The following is a 16,722-nucleotide window of genomic DNA, read 5'->3' as shown; positions in this document are numbered from 1 at the left end:
CCTGTCGTCAGTCCATCGCCCGCGATCGGCAATCCAACACGGCACATCATGCGCCGACGGCCGCCGCCTTCGCCAGCAGTTTTTCGGCCTGCGCAAGGTGCAGCCGTTCGACCATCCTTCCCTCCAGCGCAATCACGTTCTTGCCGGCATTTTCCGGAAGCGCAAAGGCCTCCTTCACCGCGCGGGCCTTGGCCACCGCCTCCGCCGATGGCGCAAAGGCACGGTTCGCCGCCTCGATCTGGGCGGGATGGATGAGCGTCTTACCGTCGAAGCCCATGGCGGCCGCTTCCGTGCATTCGCGGCTGAAAGCATCGAGCGCGCGAAAATCGTTGAAGACGCCGTCGACGATATCGAGATCGCCGGCACGCGCCGCCAGCACCATCTGCATCAGCCACGGCAGGAGATAACGCCGGTCCGACGTCGCCATAATGCCGGTGTCCTTGGTCAGGTCATTCGTTCCGGCAACGAAACAATCAAGCCGCGAGGCAGGATCGCGGCCAAGTTCGGCGATGGCGCCGACATTGAGCACGGCCTTCGGCGTCTCGATCATCGCCCATAGTTTCACGCTGTCGGGGGCGGAATTGTCGTCGAGCACGTCACCCGCCTCGAGCACGTCGCGGGGCGTGTCGACCTTGGCCAGCAGGATGCCGTCCGGCTCCGCCTTGGCCGCCGCCAGCAGGTCGGCGCCGCCCCATTCGCTCGAGAGCGCATTGATGCGCACCACCATCTCGCAGCGCCGGCCACTATGGTTGGTATCAGGACGATTGCTGAAGATGCCGGCCAGTTTTTCGCGCGCCGCGACCTTCTCGGCCGGGGCGACGGCATCCTCCAGGTCGATGATGACGGTATCGCAGGCAAGCTGCGCCATCTTGGCCAGCGCCTTGTCGTTCGAGGCCGGGACATAGAGCACCGAGCGGCGCGGGCGGTAGGGATCGGTCGTCATGCCAAATCTATGCCGCCTGCCGCGGGTTGAGGCAAGGGAGCAGGCGGCCTCGCGCGGTGCTCTACCGGGGGCACCGGCATGGGGCTCGGCATCGTGCTGGCCCTCCTGAAAGCGCAGGATGGCACGATCAGGCTGGTTGACTCCGAGCGCGGCACGCGCTTCGAGATTGTTTTGCCGGTCGCGTAAGGACGCCGGCAGCGATCGGAGAAAAAAGTGCGCTACGACATCATCATCATCGGCGGAGCCATCGTCGGCTCCTCGATCGCCTATTATCTGCGCGAGGAGGGCTTTTCCGGCTCGATCGCGCTGGTCGAGCGCGACCCGCAATTTTCCCACGCGGCGACGACGCTATCCATGGCCTCGATCCGCCAGCAATTCTCCATTCCGGAAAATATCCGCCTGTCGCAATTCACGCTGAAACTGTTCCGGCGGCTGAAGGAAGAATTCGGCACGGACGCCGACATCGGTTTTCGCGAGGGCGGCTATCTTATTCTCGCCGGCGAGGCCGGGCTGCCGATCCTCAGGGCCAACCACGAGGCACAGCTTGCCGAAGGCGCCGACATTTTGCTGGAGGACGCCGAACAGCTCGTGCGCCGTTTTCCATGGCTGTCGGCCGAGGGCATCACCGCCGGCGCCTATGGCCGCAGCGGCGAGGGCTGGTTCGACGCGCATGCGATGCTGATGCTGTTCCGCAAGGCGTTGCGTGAGAAGAAGATCGACTTCATCAATGCTTCGGTCACCGGCATCGAGCGGCAGGGTGACCGCGTTACCGGCGTCAGCCTCGACAATGGCGAACGGCTCGAGGCCGGCATCCTCATCAATGCCGCAGGGCCGAACGCCGGCAAGGTCGCCGCACTCGCCGGGCTGGCGCTGCCGGTCGAGCCGCGCAAGCGCAACGTCTTCGTCTTCGAGGCGCGCGAGAAATATGCCGACATGCCGCTGCTGGTCGACCCGTCCGGCATCTATGTCAGGCCGGAAGGCTCGGTCTATCTCACCGGCGGCGCCGAGCCGGAGGAGGGCGACGGCCCGGCCGATCCCGCCGATTTCGACGTCGACTGGCCGCTGTTCGAAGAGGTGATCTGGCCGGTGCTGGCGACCCGCATCCCGGCCTTCGAGGCGATCAAGCCGACGCGCGCCTGGGCCGGTCATTACGACTACAACACGCTCGACCAGAACGCGGTGATCGGCCCGCATCCCGAAGTCGGCAATTTCCTCTTCGCCAACGGCTTTTCCGGCCACGGCCTGCAGCAGGCGCCCGCCGTGGGCAAGGCGCTGGCCGAGCTGATCGTGCATGGTGGCTACCGCACGATCGATTGCTCCCCCTTTGGCTACGAACGCGTTGCCGAAGGGCGGGCGTTCCGCGAGTTGAATGTGATTTGAGCCGAGTCAAGGTCCCTCTTTGACGCTGACATCAAAACGGTCTGCACCGCCACCAGTCGGCTAAGCCGCCACTCGGCTTCCCGCACCCAAATACGCCTGTAGCCAGCCCAGCACGCGTCCCCAGCCCTCGGCATGTTCGGCCGCCGCTTCGGCCAGCCCGGCGAAGCCGCCATGGCAGATGGTGAGGCGCGTGCCCGCGGCGGTTGGTTCCAGCAGCCAGGCGACCGTCGTTTGCCGGCGGCCAAGCGTCGGATGGTCCCAGGCATAGGCCCTTGTCTGCACGATCCGGCGCGGCACCTCGATATCGAGGAATTCCCCGTTGGCCGGCAGCTCGCTGCCGTCGGCTCCACGGACCGTGACGGCCCATCGGCCGCCGGCGCGAGGGTCTGCCGACCATTTCACCATCCGGTAGGTGTCGGCGGACCCCCACCATTGTTCGACCTCGTCGGAGATCAGCGCGCGGAAGACGCGCTCGGCCGGCGCGCCGATCTCGGCCTGGGCCATGACGGTCTCGCCATTGGTCATGCTCTGCACGGCTGATGTTGGCACTGGAACATGCATCATCGATGCCTCCGGATGATTGTTTCGCTCGGAAACGATGATTTCAGCCTTTCGACGCCGGCCGCGACAGGCCCTGCCCGGTTTCGAGCAGGCTTTTCAGGCTCGACAGGACGAGCGGCCAGCCCTTGCCGACATGCTCCAGCAGCTTGTGCGGGCCGTCGGCCGCATGGGTGACGGCAAGCTTCATCATGTCGCCCTCCTGCTCGATGACGAAGGTGCAGGTGGTGTAGCCATCGGCCTTCACGTCCGGCATGAACTCGTTGCGCCATTTGATCACCAGGCGCCTTGGCGGATCGACTTCGAGGATCTCGCCGCTGTCGGTCACCCGGCCGTCGGCATAGACCATCTTCCACGCCGAGCCCTTTCTCCAATCGCTCTGCATATGGGCGCCGAGAAAATATTGCTCGTGGAATTCCGGTTCGGTCAGCGCCTGCCAAAGCTTGTCGGGCGTGGTGCGGATGTAGGTCACATAAACGAAGGCGTTGCTCATCAGTCTTCCCTTTCGAGGCGTCTCTTCAGATCGCCGAGGGCGGAGAGCCGCCCCCGCTCGAATTTGCCGATCCAGCGCTCGGCGATCTCGTTGATCGGAACCGGGTTGAGGTAGTGCTCCTTCTCGCGCCCCTTGCGGATTGTGGTGACAAGGTTCGCCTCCTCGAGGATCGCCAGGTGCTTGGTCACCGCCTGGCGGGTCATATCCATCTCAGCGCACAGCCCGTTCAGCGTCTGCCCGTTCCTGTCATGAAGGCTGTCCAGCAATTGCCGGCGGGTCGGGTCGGCCAAAGCGCGAAAGACGGCGTCCATGCTCATGGCTCTAATATGCAACCATTTGGTTGCATGTCAAGGCGACATGTCATGCCAACGGCTGCTGGATCCGGCCACAGGAGAAAAATGTCAGCGCGTGCGGGAGAACCAGAAGGCGTCGGCCATGCGCATCATGCCGATGCGTTCGTAGAAGCCGGCGGCGTCGGGCACGGAAACCAGGCTGATGGCGACGGACGGGCCGAGCTGCCGCCGCGCCTCGTCCATCAGTCCCTTGCCGATGCCGAGCCCCTGCGCCGATCCGGAAACGGCGAGATCGGAGATGTAGCAGACCCAGGAGAAGTCCGTCACGGCCCTGATGACGCCGACCAGCGGCTTGCCTTCGGTATCCAGCCGCGCGGTCAGCACCAGATTGGCGCCCGACAGCATCGCCCGCAGCCTGTCGGCATCATCGACGGGACGGATCTCGCCAAGGCCGGAGTCCACCAGCACGCGGCGGAATTCGGCGACATTGAGCGCGGGTTCGCGGGCATAGAGGATTTTTTCAGCCATCACATCCAGACTGCACCATCGGGCCGCGAATTCGAAGCCGTTTGTGCGGCACCCGTGCCGACGCGCGCGAACACCTGCCTTTTATTTGTCGCCGGCTTTGTGTAAACCGGGCGCCAGCAATCCCCCGCAATGCCAGGAAGACGGGCAAGACCATGGAAAAATTCACCAAGCTCACCGGCGTCGCCGCGCCCATGCCGATCGTCAATGTCGACACCGACATGATCATCCCCAAGGATTATCTCAAGACGATCAAGCGCACCGGGCTCGGCAGCGGCCTGTTCGCCGAGATGCGCTACAAGGACGACGGTTCGGAGAATCCGGATTTCGTGCTCAACAAGCCGGCCTACCGCAAGGCGCAGATCCTCGTCGCCGGCGATAATTTCGGCTGCGGCTCCTCGCGCGAGCACGCGCCGTGGGCGCTGCTCGATTTCGGCATACGCTGCGTCATCTCGACCTCCTTCGCCGACATCTTCTATAACAACTGCTTCAAGAACGGCGTGCTGCCCATCACCGTCAGCCCCGAGGATCTCGACAAGCTGATGGACGACGCTTCGCGCGGCTCCAACGCCACTCTGTCGATCGACCTCGAGGCCAAGGAGATCCGCGGGCCCGACGGCGGCGTGGTCAAGTTCGACCTCGATGACTTCAAGCGTCATTGCCTGCTGAACGGCCTCGACGATATCGGCCTGACGATGGAGAAGGCCGGCGCCATCGCTTCGTTCGAGAAGAAGAACGCCGAGCTGCGCCCCTGGGCCTGAACGGCGCGGCTGACGACATCGGCCCGGCCGTCGCTGGCCGGGCTTGCGGCGGCTGAAGGAGGAACAGTCATGACACGCCCGCTTCTTGCCAGCGCCTGCGCCCTGGCCATGACCGTGGCGACGATGGCCGGCGCGCATGCGCAGGCCGAGACGCCAGAGGCGCAGCCACCGGCGGCAAGCGAGACGCCGGCTACGGATGAGGGAGCCGCCGACGTTTCCGACGACGACAAACAGGCGCCGGTCCCGTTCGAGGGCGGCCAGTTCACCATCACCCAGCAGGAACAGTATGGCGAGAAGGTGCTTGCCTATGACGGCAAGCAGCTGGCCGGCAATTACGACGTCTTCTTCGACAAGATCGTCGAGGTCGGCGGCGTCAAGGTGGCGCTGTTCGACGTCGGCGACGGCGGCAACCAGTGCGGGCCGGCGACGGTGATCGTCTGGAAACCGGAAGGCGCGGAGATCCAGAGCACCACCGTCGAGCAGGACGAGTGCGGCGCGCCGCCCACGGCCGTCTCCGACAGCGCCATCTATTTCGTGCCTTATCTCCTTCCCGGCGATTCGAAGCCGGCATTGCAGTGGTCGCCGACATCGGGTCTGACGATCTCCGGCAATCTGACCTACATGCCCGAACCCGGCACCGACTGGAAGGACATCGATCCGTCGAAATATGACAACATCATCGACGCCTTCCACAATGAGGCCGTCTATAAGGCGGCCGAGGCGCTGCTCGGCAAGGACATGCCCGACATGGCGACCAGCCTGCTGGTCGGCGGCGGCACCGAGAAGACCGCGTCCGGCGCCTTCTACGCCAGCGGCTGCGTGCCGCATGATTGCGGCGGCAATGACGGCTTCATGGCGGTCGACCCGGGCCAGCACAAGCTCTATTTCGCCCGCCGCGGCGAGAACGGCCAGCCGGACGCCAAGCCCCCGGTGAAGACCTGGCCGGCGGACGTGAAGGCAGCGCTCGACAAGGCGATGAGCGCGGCGAATTAACTCCGAATTGCGCACCGTAGGCGGGATGTGCGGGGCTCCTAAGCTGCCAATCTCCCCCCTTGAGGGGGAGATGTCCGGCAGGACAGAGGGGGGTGCTTTCCGCCGTCCCGAATTAGATATGCAGCGCGTGTCCCAGCGCCTTCAGGGCCGCTTCCTGGAAGCCTTCGCCCTGTGTCGGATGGGCATGGATGGTGCCGGCGATGTCCTCCAGCCGCGCGCCCATTTCGAGCGCCAGGCCGAAGGCCGTCGACAGTTCCGACACGCTTTGCCCGACCGCCTGGATGCCCAGCACAAGATGATTGTCCGCGCGGGCGACGACGCGGACAAAGCCATCCTCGCCAAGCCTGGTCATCGCGCGGCCATTGGCGGCGAAGGGAAACATCCCGATCTTGATTTCGCCGCCGAGCGCCTTGGCCTCTTCGGGCGACAGGCCGACGGTGACCAGCTCCGGATCGGTGAAGCAGACGGCCGGGATAGCCCGCTTGTCCCAGCTGCGCTTATGGCCGGCGACGATTTCGGCGACCATCTCGCCTTGCGCCATCGCCCGGTGCGCCAGCATCGGCTCGCCGGTGACGTCGCCAATGGCGAAGATGCCGCGCATGGAGGTGCGGCACTGCTCGTCGATGCGGATGAATCGCCCCGCCATGTCGAGGTCGATCTGGTCGAGCCCCCACCCTTCCGTCACCGGCTTGCGGCCGACCGTGACCAGGATCTTGTCGGCGGCGATCCTGGCATCCTTGCCGTCCGGGGTCTCGACCAGCAGCGCATCGCCTTTCGTCGACAGGCCCTTGGCCTTGGCGCCTGGCATCATTTCGATGCCGAGCGCCGCCAGCCGCTTGACCACCGGCCGCGTCAGTTCGGCGTCATACTGCGCCAGCACGCGCGGCAAGGCCTCGACCACGGTCACCGCCGCGCCCATCTTGGCGAAGACAGTGCCGAGCTCCAGGCCGATATAGCCGCCGCCGACCACCGCCAGCCGCTGCGGCACCTCCTTCAGCGCCAGCGCTTCCGTCGACGAGATCACCGGCCCGCCGAACGGCAGGAACGGCAATTCGACCGGCGCCGAGCCGGTGGCGATCACCACCGCTTCGGCGCGGATCACCTGGCTTCCCGTCTCGGTCTCGACCGCGACGGTCTTGCCGTCTCGAAACGTCGCCCAGCCCTGCACGGTCTTCACCCCGGCCTTCTTGAGCAGGCCGGCGACACCGCTGTTAAGCCGACTAACGATGCCGTCCTTCCAGGCGACCGTCTTGCCCAGATCCAGCGCCGGAGCGGCCAACGAAATGCCGAGCGGGCTGTTGCCGCCCGCCATCTGCGCGACCTTCTCGAACTCCTCCGCTGCATGGATCAGCGCCTTGGAGGGAATGCAGCCGACATTGAGACAGGTGCCGCCCGGCTTGCCGGCCTCGACGATGACGGTATCGACGCCGAGCTGCCCGGCACGAATAGCGCAGACATAGCCGCCCGGCCCGGCGCCGATGACCAGCAGCTTGCAGGAGATTTCTTTCATGACGTGACCCTTCGATCCGAGGAAACGCTCCGTCGAGATTCTTCGCGCCCCCCTCTGTCCTGCCGGACATTTCCCCCACGAGGGGGGAGATTGGAGGCTTCGGCGCCTCGCTCAATCCCGCAGCGCTGGTGATTGGCGAAAGCCGGCGTGACATCTGATCTCCCCCCTTGTGCGGGAGATGCCTGGCAAGGCAGAGGGGGGCGCTCTCCCGCCATCATCTCGAATGATCCACCCTCAATCCACGAAAATCAGCGCCGGCGTTTCCAGGAGCGTCTTGATGCGCTGGATGAACACCGCCGCGTCCCAGCCGTCGATGACGCGATGGTCGAAGCTCGACGACAGGTTCATCATCTTGCGCGGGATGAACTGGGTGCCGTCCCATACCGGCCGCACCATCATCTTGTTGACGCCGAGGATCGCCACTTCCGGGTGGTTGATGACCGGCGTCGTCGCCACGCCGCCCATGGCGCCGAGCGAGGTGATGGTTATGGTCGAACCGGAGAGCTCGTCGCGCGTCGCGGTTCCCGACTTGGCCGCCTCGGCCAACCTGGCGACCTCCGCGCCGCATTCCCAGATGTCCAGCGCTTCGGCGTGCTTGACGACGGGCACCACCAGTCCCGACGGCGTCTGCGCGGCGATGCCGATATGGACGCCGCCATGCTGGTGGATGATGCCGGCCTCGTCGTCGAACAGCGCATTGAGGTTGGGCTGGTCCGCAATCGCCTTGACCATCGCTCGCATCAGGAACGGCAGCAGCGTCAGCTTGGGCCTTTCCGTCCCCTTGGCCGCCCGCTTCTCCTTGTTGAGCGCGGCGCGCAGATCCTCGAGCGCGGTGACGTCGATCTCCTCGACATAGGTGATGTGCGGGATGCGCGACGTCGCCAGCGTCATCTTCTCGGCGATCTTGCGCCGCAGGCCCACCACCTTGATGTCCTCGACGGCATCGTTGCGGGCGAGGCCGGATGCCTTTGCCATGTGCGGCCCGCGCGCCAGGAACGCCTCGATGTCCTCATGGCCGATGCGGCCGGCCGGGCCGCTTCCCTGGACCTGCCTGAGGTCGATGCCCGCTTCCTTCGCACGCAGCCGCACGGCCGGCGAGGCCAGCGGCCTTTCACCTTGCGCACGCGGCGCGCTGTTGACCTTGGACCTGGCGCCGTCATCCTCGGGCTTGTCCCGAGGATCTACCGACCTTCCGGAACTGGTCGCGTCATATCCCTGTGGGACGGCGGATCCTCGGGACAAGCCCGAGGATGACGGCGACAGATTGGGCGATGACGGCTCCAGGTCCGAGACCGGGCGAGCCCCCGTATCATCGGAGATACTTTCAGCCGTCACTTCCGCCGGCATCGCACCGCCAACGACATTGCCCTCGCCGGCCACCTTCAGCCGCACGATGGGCGAGCCGATCGCCACCGTGTCGCCGATATCGGCGCCCAGCCACAGGATCTCGCCGTCGACGGGGGAAGGGATCTCGACCGTGGCCTTGTCGGTCATCACGGCGGCAAGCATCATGTCCTCGCGCACGATGTCGCCGACCTTGACATGCCATTCGACGAGTTCCGCCTCGGCGACGCCCTCGCCGACATCGGGCAGCTTGATGATGTGTTCGCCCATGTCGGGCCTCCCCGTTCTAGGCTTCCAGTGTTTCCGTAAGCGCCCGGCCCACGCGGGCCGGACCGGGGAAATAGTCCCATTCCTGCGCATGCGGATAGGGCGTGTCCCAGCCGGCGACGCGGGCCACCGGCGCCTCCAGATGGTAGAAGCAGTTTTCCTGCACAAGCGCGACCAGCTCCGCTCCGAAGCCGGAGGTCAGCGTCGCCTCGTGCACCACGACGCAGCGTCCGGTCTTCTTCACCGACGCCACGATGGTGTCGAGGTCGAGCGGCAACAGCGTCCTGAGATCGATGATCTCGGCATCAATGCCGGTCTCCTCGGCCGCCGCCTGCGCCACATAGACCATTGTGCCGTACGCCAGCACCGTGACGGCGGAGCCGGCCCGGCGGATCGCGGCCTTGCCGAGCGGCACGGTGTAGTGGCCGTCGGCGACCTCGCCCAGCTCGTGCTTCGACCACGGCGTCACCGGACGTTCGTGATGGCCGTCGAACGGACCGTTGTAGAGCCGCTTCGGCTCGAGGAAGATGACCGGGTCGGGATCTTCGATCGCCGCGATCAGCAGTCCCTTGGCGTCATGCGGGTTCGAGGGCACGACGGTCTTCAGCCCCGACACATGGGTGAACAACGCTTCCGGGCTCTGGCTGTGCGTCTGGCCGCCGAATATGCCGCCGCCGGTCGGCATGCGCACCACGATCGGGCAGGTGAAGTCGCCGTTCGAGCGATAGCGCAGCCTCGCGGCTTCCTGGGTCAGCTGGTCGTAAGCCGGGTACATGTAGTCGGCAAACTGGATCTCCACGCACGGCTTCAGCCCATAGGCGGCCATGCCGATGGCCGAGCCGACAATGCCGGATTCGTTGATCGGTGCGTCGAAGCAGCGGCTCTTGCCGTATTTCGCCTGCAGGCCTTGCGTGCAGCGGAACACGCCGCCGAAAAAGCCGACATCCTCGCCGAACACCACCACTTTCTCGTCGCGCTCCATCGACACGTCCATGGCGTCGCGAATGGCCTCGATCATGGTCCGCCTCGGCATGGCTCAGACCCCCGCCTGCTGGCGCTGGCGCCTGAGATGCGGCGGCATCTCGGCATAGAGCCCCTCGAACATGTCGCGCGTCGACGGCTTGCCGCCGGCGTGCAGCGTGCCGTGGCTTTCGGCCTCCTTCTGCGCCGCGATCACCGTATCGAGGATTTCCGCTTCGGCCTGCTTGTGCCGCTCCTCCGACCAGACGCCGAGCCGGATGAGATGGTTCTTCAGCCGCACCACCGGGTCGCCGAGCGGCCAGGCATCGGATTCGGTCTTCGGCCGGTAGGCCGAGGGATCGTCCGAGCTCGAATGGGCGCCGGCGCGGTAGGTGACATATTCGACCAGCGTCGGCCCCAGGTTGCTGCGCGCGCGCTCGGCCGCCCATTTCGCCACCGCATGGACGGCGAGATAGTCGTTGCCGTCGACGCGCAGCGCCGGGATGCCGAAGCCGAGGCCTCGAGCCGCGAAAGTGCCTGAACCGCCGCGCGCTATGCCTTGAAAGGTAGAGATCGCCCACTGGTTGTTGACGACGTTGAGCACCACGGGCGCCTTGTAGGTCGAGGCGAACACCAGCGCCGAATGGAAGTCGGATTCCGCCGTCGAGCCGTCGCCGATCCAGGCCGCGGCGATCCTTGAGTCGTTCGAGATCGCCGAGGCCATAGCCCAGCCGACCGCCTGGATATACTGCGTCGCCAGATTGCCCGAGATCGAGAAGAAGCCGTGCTCCTTCGACGAATACATGATGGGCAATTGCCGGCCCTTCAGCGGGTCGGCCTCGTTGGAATAGATCTGGTTCATCATCGTGACCATCGGGTAGCCGTCGGCGATGAGCAGCCCGGCCTGCCGATAGGTCGGGAAATTCATGTCGCCGGGGGCGAGCGCCTTGCGGAAGGCGCAGCTCACCGCCTCTTCGCCCAGATGCTGCATGTAGAAGGAGGTCTTGCCCTGCCGCTGCGCCATCTGCATGCGCGCATCGAAGGTCCTCAGCGTCATCATGTGGCGCAGGCCTTCGAGCAGTTCCTCGTCGGAGAGCAGCCCCGCCCACGGCCCCACCGCCTCGCCGGCGCGGTTCAGCACGCGGATGATCGAGAAGGCCATGTCGCGGATGATGCGCGGATCGACATCGATTTCGGGGCGCGGCACCGAGCCGGCCGCGGCAATGGTCACGTTGGAGAAATCAGGCGTGCCGCCCGGCCGCACCTCGGGCTCCGGAACATGGAAGCGCAACATCCCAGCATCGGCCATGACCTTCGTCCTCCATGTCGCCCGGCACCGATATTTGCATATCCGCGCCGCCAGTGCGAATTCACCGGGCAAGCCTCCGGGCATCGGGCCGGCCAAGCCGGCCGATACAGCCTGCCGCGCACCAAGATGAAGATATGTCGGCGAAATTTCTTGTCGATGTTGGGCGGCGCCGCGCAATTAGGCGCAAGGTCGCGTGAGGTTTGTCGCCAGATAAGGTGATTGTTTGGCAAGCTTGGCTGCCGCGCCCACTTTCACGCCTGCGGAAGGAGAGGAGAATCGAGGGTCCGCCAACCGTGGCGCCCTTCCTCTCCCCCGTCGATCGGGGGAGAGGTGTCGAGCGCAGCTCGACGGAGTGGGGGTCGACCTCCTATCGAAGCATTGGTTCCGCTTGATTACCCGGTTTTCTTCCTCGCCGGTCATTGCGCATGTCTTGGAGCGGCGGCGCGTTTGGCTCCGCCTGATTGCCCGAGTTTTCTTCCTCGCCGGGGTTGCGCGTGTCTCGCGGCGGCGGCGCGTTTGGCAAACGGCTTCCCCCACTCGTCCCGGCTGCGCCGGGCCACCTCTCCCCCCTCCGGAGGGAGAGGAAAGGCGTCAACCTTGGCGAACCCGCGCCCCTCCTCTCCCCCGTCGATCGGGGGAGAGGTGTCGAGCGCAGCTCGACGGAGTGGGGGTCGATCTTCCCTCGAAGCAGTCCTTCGGAGTTGAACTGGAAGACGTTCACTCCGCCCCAACATCATGCTAACCACCCTCGATGGCACAGAAGAAAGCATACGAGGTGGATTCCTGGCTCGCGAAGCCGGACCCGCGCATGGCGATCGTCCTGCTTTATGGCCCCGATCGCGGCCTTGTCTCGGAGCGCGCCAAGGCTTTTGCCGCCGCGACCGGCCTGCCGCTCGACGACCCCTTCTCGGTGGTCAGGCTCGACGGCTCCGAAGTCGAGCGCGACGAGGGCCGGCTGCTCGACGAGGCGCGCACCGTGCCGATGTTTTCCGACCGCCGCCTGCTGTGGGTGCGCAATGCCGGCGGCCAGAAGGCGCTGGCCGACGACGTCAAGGCGCTGACGGCGGAGCCCGTGCGGGACGCGATCATCCTCATCGAGGCCGGCGATCTCAAGAAGGGCGTCGGGCTGCGCGCCGTCGTCGAGGCGGCCGACAACGCCATGGCGCTGCCCTGCTATGCCGACGAGGCCAGGGACATCGATGCCGTTATCGACGATGAGCTGCGCAAGACCGGCGCGACGATGACGCTTGAGGCAAGACAGGCGCTGCGCCGCAATCTCGGCGGCGACCGGCTGGCCTCGCGCGGCGAGATCGACAAGCTGCTGCTTTATGTCCATGGCCAGAAGGAAATCGGCCTCGACGACGTCAGGGCGATGTCCGGCGACGTTTCCGGCGCGTCCTTCGACGATGCCGTCGACGCGCTTCTCGAAGGCAAGGTCGGCGAGTTCGACACCGCCTTCACCCGCCATTGCCAGGCAGGCGGCCAACCCTTCCTGGTGCTGTCCTCGGCGATGCGGCAGTTTCAGGCGATGCAGTCCATGCGCGGCCAGATGGAGGCCGGCGGCCGCAATGCCGCGTCGGTGGTGGCGGCGGCGCGCCCGCCGGTTTTCTTCTCGCGCCGCAAGCTGGTGGAGAAGGCGCTGGAACGCTGGAGCGTCGAGGCGCTCGGCCGCGCGCTGACCCGGCTGCAGACCGCCGTGCTGCAGACGCGGCGAAGGCCGGACCTGTCGGTGGCGCTGGCAAGGCAGGCGCTGCTCGGGATCGCGGTGGAGAGCGCGAGATTGGCGCAACGTTAGGCCCTTTCGGCACCGGGCGCCTGCCTCCGTTGGTCAATTCCTTCCGTTGGTCAATTCATTGTCATGGCGCCTACCGGCTCAAAGGTCGGCAGCGCCTGCGGAAAGACCAGCACCGCCGCGCCATAGAGCAGCAGAGCGATCCCCGACAGCTTCGCGATCCCATTTCCAGACGGCAGGGTCTTTTCCGCGAATATCAGCAAGGTGACCGCGGCCATTGCGGCAACGTTCATGATCCCGAGAGGAAAGAGGGCGAGAAACAGAAGCCAGCAGCAGCCCAGGCAGAAAAGTCCATGCTCCAGACCCATGCGAACCGCGCCCCAGTAACCATCGCGCCATGAGGTCAGGATGAAGCCGATCGGCGTGCGGTATTTGGCCAGACACAGATCCTTCAGTGGGGAAAGTTGGTAGACGCCCCCAAGCATCAGCAGCGCGCCGCCGAAACGCGCGGCCGTCGCCGTGGACAATCCCACATGCCCGGCGAGCATCTCCGCACCCGCCGCGCCGGCAAAGGCGATAACGCCCATCACGCCCCAGACCAGCATGTACCCGGCCACGAACACCCAGCTCGAGACAAAGGTCTCGCCCCGGCCCCGTTTGCCCGCCTGGACCCGGTGAAATGTCAGGATCATGGGTGCGGCCGTCGGAAACATCATGGCAATCATCATGATCATCCAGACGGCAAGAAACAGCGGCGCCTTCATGCCCATGGTGAGCGAGTACATTTCCATGCGCATGTCCGCGCCCATGCCCGCCTGCTGCCGGATGAGCAAGGTCCATGCCGCCGCCGCGATAGCGATCAGCAGCGCGAGAATGATGTATCGCTGCAACGTCTGCACCATGGACGAAGTACGTCCCGTACCATGCGGCCAACGGCTACTGCTGGCCAGACCAGTTGATCGGGGCGTAGTGTCCGTTTCGGCGGGAATTGTCCCAGCTCATGCCATGGTCGCTGAATGTACTGCCTTCCGCCCCCATCGCCAAGGCGAGCCAGTCGGGATTGACGGGATGGCCGGTGGCCGCCCACATCTGCCCGTCCTCGCGCATCGTCGGCAGCGGCTCGACCGCCATCCGCATGACGCCGACAATCTCCGCCGACCGCTTCTTGCCGTCTATCCGGTAGCTTATCGGCACCTTCTTGGCGCCGAGATTCGTGCCGATCAAGGGTGCCAGCACCGCCATGGGGCCGCCCGCGACGCCAGTGAAGATGGCGCCTAGCGCCTCTGTCTGCCTGTCATCGGCCCGTTCGTCGATATAGGCGGCGGCCGTCCAATTGCCGTCTGCCATCGGACCCGGCGTGTGGGCAACCATGGCGACGCTGAGCCCATCCAACCGAACGTCGCCGTAACTGCCCGTATCGATATGAAAGACCAGACCGACGTCGCAAAAGCCTTTCGTCGGCCTTGATGTCAGCTGCGCGTTGGTGGACAGCAGGCAAGGACACACGACATCGCAGCTACAGTTTTCGAAGTAACTTCCGGACAATTGCCAACGGACTGCCATTTGCACCTCCCATTTGCGTCAGGCGCGCGTCGGCATATTGCTTTGGCGAGGCGGTGCCATTTCACGCCTGTTGCAGGAATGGCAGATAGCCCTCGCCGCGACTGACCGGCACGCTAGGGCAATTAATTTAAGCCTTGTCTAATAGAGGTTACGCCGTTGCCGGGCACTGTCAAGCCGCGAGCGCGGCTGGCGACGGATGCCGATGGCGCTGCTTTTTCGCCAATCGCCAGCGCTTCAAACGAAAGGGCTGGCGGACAGCCAGCCCTCGTTTTCCCTGCGTTGTAGCTTCCGCTTTGTTGAAGTTCGCCGGCTAACTACCGCTCTTGTTTCAATCTCCGACACAGCTCGTCAAGCTGCTCCAGCGTCCGGTACGCCACGCGAATCTCGCCGCCTTTGTTCGTGTGGTCGATGGTCACGATCATGCCGAGCGTGCCGGTCATCAGCTTTTCCAGCGCCAGCGTGTCGGCGTCTTTTTCCGGCGCGCTTTTCGCCTGCTTCGGCTTCGCCGGGGTTGGACCGGCCGGCATCTGCGCCAGCGCTTCGGCCTGGCGCACCGAGAGCCCTTCCTCGACGATGCGCTTGGCAAGCCCCGCCGGGTCCTCCGCCGTCACCAGCGTGCGGGCATGGCCCGCCGACAACGCCCCGTCGACCAGCATGTCGCGGATCACGTCGGGCAGCTTCAGCAGCCGCAGCGTGTTGGCGACATGGCTGCGGCTTTTGCCGATGACCTGGCCGAGATCGGCCTGGGTGTAGCCGTGATCGTCGATGAGCTGCTGATAGCCGAGCGCTTCCTCGACCGGGTTGAGATCGGCGCGCTGGACGTTCTCGATGATTGCCAGTTCCAGCGCCGTGCGGTCGTTGACCTCGCGCACGATGACCGGGATCTCGGTCAATCCGGCGCGTTGCGCGGCACGCCAGCGCCGCTCGCCGGCGATGATCTCGTAGCGCCCGGCCTGCGACGGCGAAGGCCGCGCCACCACCGGCTGCACCACGCCGTGCTCGCGGATCGATTGCGCCAGGTCGGTCAGCTCGGCGTCGCCGAAATGCCGGCGCGGGTTTTTCGGATTGGGCGTCAGGAACTCGATCGGCACCTTGCCGTCGGCACTCATCCCAGGCTTCTCCGGCGCGCTCGGACGGTCGATCTCGCCGATCAGCGCCGCCAGCCCGCGGCCCAGTCTCTTTCTCGAAAGGTCTTCGCTCATTTCGGTTCCAGATTGTTTCGGTGTCGAATCGGCTTTGCTCCATGCGTGGCCGCTTGTTAAGCGGCGCGCAATTTACGCTCGCGGCGGATCACTTCCGACGCAAGCTGCAGATAAGCCTGGCTGCCGGAGCATTTGAGGTCGTAGAGGATCGCCGGCTTGCCGTAGGACGGCGCTTCCGACACCCGCACATTGCGCGGAATGATGGTCTCGTAGACCTTGTCCCCCATATGCTCGCGCACGTCCTGCACCACCTGGTTGGCGAGGTTGTTGCGGCCGTCATACATGGTCAGCACGATGCCCTGGATGGTGAGATCCGGGTTGATCGAGCGGCGCACCTGCTCGACGGTTTCGAGCAGCTGGCTGAGACCTTCCAGCGCGAAGAACTCGCATTGCAGCGGCACCAGGACGGAATCGGCCGCCGCCATCGAATTCAAGGTCAAGAGATTGAGCGACGGCGGACAGTCGATCAGCACATAGCCAAACCCGGCCGAACGCGCTGATGCGGCGCGCAGGGCGTTGCGCAGCCGCAGCACCCGGTCCGGCGCCGAGGCGATCTCCATCTCGATGCCGAGCAGGTCGAGGGTCGACGGCACGATCGACAGGCCCGGCACCGCCGTCGGGATCGCCGCCTCCTCAAGCTCCAGCTCGCCGGTCAGCACGTCATAGGACGACACCGTGCGGTCCTTGCGGTCGATGCCGAGCCCGGTGCTGGCATTGCCTTGCGGGTCGAGGTCGACGATCAGCACCTTCTCGCCGATCGCCGCCAGCGCGGTGGCCAGGTTGATGGCAGTGGTGGTCTTGCCGACACCGCCCTTCTGGTTGGCTACGGTGATGATTCGAGGGCCGTTCTTCATCATGGGTCTATGCCAGGAATTCATTTTGGGTCGCC

Annotated in this window: 17 protein-coding genes and 1 pseudogene; 5 read left to right on the top strand and 13 right to left on the bottom strand. The window is 65.4% G+C overall.

Going from position 1 to position 16,722, the window contains the following annotated elements; translation table 11 throughout:
* Positions 1–46: 46 nt before the first annotated feature.
* On the bottom strand, positions 47–943 hold the full coding sequence (locus tag FJ443_RS02365; RefSeq protein WP_140524505.1) for a CoA ester lyase: 897 nt from the start codon (positions 941–943) through the stop codon (positions 47–49).
* Between the two features lie 63 nt (positions 944–1,006).
* Between FJ443_RS02365 and FJ443_RS02360 the strand changes: the two are divergent.
* Both FJ443_RS02360 and FJ443_RS02355 read left to right on the top strand, forming a co-directional pair.
* A pseudogene (locus FJ443_RS02360) lies at positions 1,007–1,129 on the top strand (ATP-binding protein); the annotation flags it as partial.
* Between the two features lie 27 nt (positions 1,130–1,156).
* Positions 1,157–2,323: an FAD-binding oxidoreductase gene (locus tag FJ443_RS02355; RefSeq protein WP_140662627.1), complete on the top strand. Its 1,167-nt coding sequence runs from the start codon at positions 1,157–1,159 to the stop codon at positions 2,321–2,323.
* Positions 2,324–2,383: 60 nt separating this feature from the next.
* Here the strand turns inward: FJ443_RS02355 and FJ443_RS02350 are convergent, their stop codons facing one another.
* From FJ443_RS02350 to FJ443_RS02335, 4 genes are all read right to left on the bottom strand, one after another.
* Positions 2,384–2,887 (bottom strand): SRPBCC domain-containing protein, encoded by a 504-nt coding sequence (locus FJ443_RS02350; RefSeq protein WP_140524501.1) that lies wholly within the window; start codon positions 2,885–2,887, stop codon positions 2,384–2,386.
* Positions 2,888–2,927: 40 nt separating this feature from the next.
* Entirely contained in the window at positions 2,928–3,374 is a 447-nt protein-coding gene (locus FJ443_RS02345) for an SRPBCC family protein (RefSeq protein WP_140554745.1), read from the bottom strand.
* Positions 3,374–3,685 carry a metalloregulator ArsR/SmtB family transcription factor gene (locus FJ443_RS02340; protein ID WP_140514430.1) on the bottom strand — a complete coding sequence of 104 codons (312 nt, stop codon included), beginning with the start codon at positions 3,683–3,685 and terminating at the stop codon, positions 3,374–3,376. The genes FJ443_RS02345 and FJ443_RS02340 overlap by 1 nt, the downstream gene beginning before the upstream one ends.
* A gap of 90 nt (positions 3,686–3,775) precedes the next feature.
* A complete protein-coding gene (locus FJ443_RS02335) occupies positions 3,776–4,195 on the bottom strand; it encodes a GNAT family N-acetyltransferase (protein ID WP_140524498.1) in 420 nt (139 codons plus the stop codon).
* Between the two features lie 152 nt (positions 4,196–4,347).
* Here FJ443_RS02335 and leuD point away from each other — a divergent pair, with 152 nt between their 5' ends.
* Positions 4,348–4,953, top strand: coding sequence for a 3-isopropylmalate dehydratase small subunit (leuD, locus tag FJ443_RS02330; RefSeq protein ID WP_140491959.1), 606 nt, complete (start codon positions 4,348–4,350; stop codon positions 4,951–4,953).
* A 69-nt stretch (positions 4,954–5,022) separates the two neighbouring features.
* Positions 5,023–5,946 carry a hypothetical protein gene (locus FJ443_RS02325; protein WP_140524496.1) on the top strand — a complete coding sequence of 308 codons (924 nt, stop codon included), beginning with the start codon at positions 5,023–5,025 and terminating at the stop codon, positions 5,944–5,946.
* A 112-nt stretch (positions 5,947–6,058) separates the two neighbouring features.
* On the opposite strand, the gene lpdA is transcribed toward FJ443_RS02325, so the two are convergent.
* The 4 genes from lpdA to FJ443_RS02300 all read right to left on the bottom strand — a co-directional run bounded on the left by lpdA (position 6,059) and on the right by FJ443_RS02300 (position 11,336).
* Positions 6,059–7,456, bottom strand: coding sequence for a dihydrolipoyl dehydrogenase (gene lpdA / locus FJ443_RS02320; protein ID WP_140662625.1), 1,398 nt, complete (start codon positions 7,454–7,456; stop codon positions 6,059–6,061).
* A 234-nt stretch (positions 7,457–7,690) separates the two neighbouring features.
* A complete protein-coding gene (locus FJ443_RS02310; RefSeq protein ID WP_140514090.1) occupies positions 7,691–9,070 on the bottom strand; it encodes a dihydrolipoamide acetyltransferase family protein in 1,380 nt (459 codons plus the stop codon).
* A gap of 16 nt (positions 9,071–9,086) precedes the next feature.
* Positions 9,087–10,100 (bottom strand): alpha-ketoacid dehydrogenase subunit beta, encoded by a 1,014-nt coding sequence (locus FJ443_RS02305; RefSeq protein ID WP_140662623.1) that lies wholly within the window; start codon positions 10,098–10,100, stop codon positions 9,087–9,089.
* A 3-nt stretch (positions 10,101–10,103) separates the two neighbouring features.
* On the bottom strand, positions 10,104–11,336 hold the full coding sequence (locus tag FJ443_RS02300; RefSeq protein WP_140662621.1) for a 3-methyl-2-oxobutanoate dehydrogenase (2-methylpropanoyl-transferring) subunit alpha: 1,233 nt from the start codon (positions 11,334–11,336) through the stop codon (positions 10,104–10,106).
* 751 nt (positions 11,337–12,087) lie between these two features.
* On the opposite strand from FJ443_RS02300, the gene holA reads away from it, so the two are divergent.
* Positions 12,088–13,131 (top strand): DNA polymerase III subunit delta, encoded by a 1,044-nt coding sequence (holA, locus tag FJ443_RS02290; protein ID WP_140524492.1) that lies wholly within the window; start codon positions 12,088–12,090, stop codon positions 13,129–13,131.
* 50 nt (positions 13,132–13,181) lie between these two features.
* On the opposite strand, the gene FJ443_RS02285 is transcribed toward holA, so the two are convergent.
* From FJ443_RS02285 to FJ443_RS02270, 4 genes are all read right to left on the bottom strand, one after another.
* Positions 13,182–13,970, bottom strand: a complete 789-nt coding sequence (locus tag FJ443_RS02285; RefSeq protein ID WP_140662619.1) for a DUF2182 domain-containing protein — start codon at positions 13,968–13,970, stop codon at positions 13,182–13,184.
* 34 nt (positions 13,971–14,004) lie between these two features.
* Positions 14,005–14,631: a DUF1326 domain-containing protein gene (locus tag FJ443_RS02280; protein ID WP_140662617.1), complete on the bottom strand. Its 627-nt coding sequence runs from the start codon at positions 14,629–14,631 to the stop codon at positions 14,005–14,007.
* A 314-nt stretch (positions 14,632–14,945) separates the two neighbouring features.
* Complete coding sequence (locus tag FJ443_RS02275; RefSeq protein WP_140491933.1) at positions 14,946–15,833, bottom strand: ParB/RepB/Spo0J family partition protein; 888 nt, start codon at positions 15,831–15,833, stop codon at positions 14,946–14,948.
* 56 nt (positions 15,834–15,889) lie between these two features.
* Complete coding sequence (locus tag FJ443_RS02270) at positions 15,890–16,690, bottom strand: ParA family protein (protein ID WP_140491929.1); 801 nt, start codon at positions 16,688–16,690, stop codon at positions 15,890–15,892.
* Between the last annotated feature and the right edge of the window lie 32 nt (positions 16,691–16,722).

This window comes from Mesorhizobium sp. B2-6-1 (genome assembly GCF_006440475.1).
Taxonomy (GTDB): Bacteria; Pseudomonadota; Alphaproteobacteria; order Rhizobiales; family Rhizobiaceae; genus Mesorhizobium.
Note: the sequence above shows the minus strand (reverse complement) of the source record. Positions and strands in the feature narration are given on the sequence as shown.

What these genes read in the sequence shown, in the direction of transcription:
- FJ443_RS02365 (WP_140524505.1), bottom strand. Translation starts at nt 943, where the DNA reads ATGACGACCGATCCCTACCGCCCGCGCCGCTCGGTGCTCTATGTCCCG.
- FJ443_RS02350 (WP_140524501.1), bottom strand. Translation starts at nt 2,887, where the DNA reads ATGATGCATGTTCCAGTGCCAACATCAGCCGTGCAGAGCATGACCAAT.
- FJ443_RS02345 (WP_140554745.1), bottom strand. Translation starts at nt 3,374, where the DNA reads ATGAGCAACGCCTTCGTTTATGTGACCTACATCCGCACCACGCCCGAC.
- FJ443_RS02340 (WP_140514430.1), bottom strand. Translation starts at nt 3,685, where the DNA reads ATGGACGCCGTCTTTCGCGCTTTGGCCGACCCGACCCGCCGGCAATTG.
- FJ443_RS02335 (WP_140524498.1), bottom strand. Translation starts at nt 4,195, where the DNA reads ATGGCTGAAAAAATCCTCTATGCCCGCGAACCCGCGCTCAATGTCGCC.
- leuD (WP_140491959.1), top strand. Translation starts at nt 4,348, where the DNA reads ATGGAAAAATTCACCAAGCTCACCGGCGTCGCCGCGCCCATGCCGATC.
- FJ443_RS02325 (WP_140524496.1), top strand. Translation starts at nt 5,023, where the DNA reads ATGACACGCCCGCTTCTTGCCAGCGCCTGCGCCCTGGCCATGACCGTG.
- lpdA (WP_140662625.1), bottom strand. Translation starts at nt 7,456, where the DNA reads ATGAAAGAAATCTCCTGCAAGCTGCTGGTCATCGGCGCCGGGCCGGGC.
- FJ443_RS02310 (WP_140514090.1), bottom strand. Translation starts at nt 9,070, where the DNA reads ATGGGCGAACACATCATCAAGCTGCCCGATGTCGGCGAGGGCGTCGCC.
- FJ443_RS02305 (WP_140662623.1), bottom strand. Translation starts at nt 10,100, where the DNA reads ATGCCGAGGCGGACCATGATCGAGGCCATTCGCGACGCCATGGACGTG.
- FJ443_RS02300 (WP_140662621.1), bottom strand. Translation starts at nt 11,336, where the DNA reads ATGGCCGATGCTGGGATGTTGCGCTTCCATGTTCCGGAGCCCGAGGTG.
- holA (WP_140524492.1), top strand. Translation starts at nt 12,088, where the DNA reads ATGGCACAGAAGAAAGCATACGAGGTGGATTCCTGGCTCGCGAAGCCG.
- FJ443_RS02285 (WP_140662619.1), bottom strand. Translation starts at nt 13,970, where the DNA reads ATGGTGCAGACGTTGCAGCGATACATCATTCTCGCGCTGCTGATCGCT.
- FJ443_RS02280 (WP_140662617.1), bottom strand. Translation starts at nt 14,631, where the DNA reads ATGGCAGTCCGTTGGCAATTGTCCGGAAGTTACTTCGAAAACTGTAGC.
- FJ443_RS02275 (WP_140491933.1), bottom strand. Translation starts at nt 15,833, where the DNA reads ATGAGCGAAGACCTTTCGAGAAAGAGACTGGGCCGCGGGCTGGCGGCG.
- FJ443_RS02270 (WP_140491929.1), bottom strand. Translation starts at nt 16,690, where the DNA reads ATGATGAAGAACGGCCCTCGAATCATCACCGTAGCCAACCAGAAGGGC.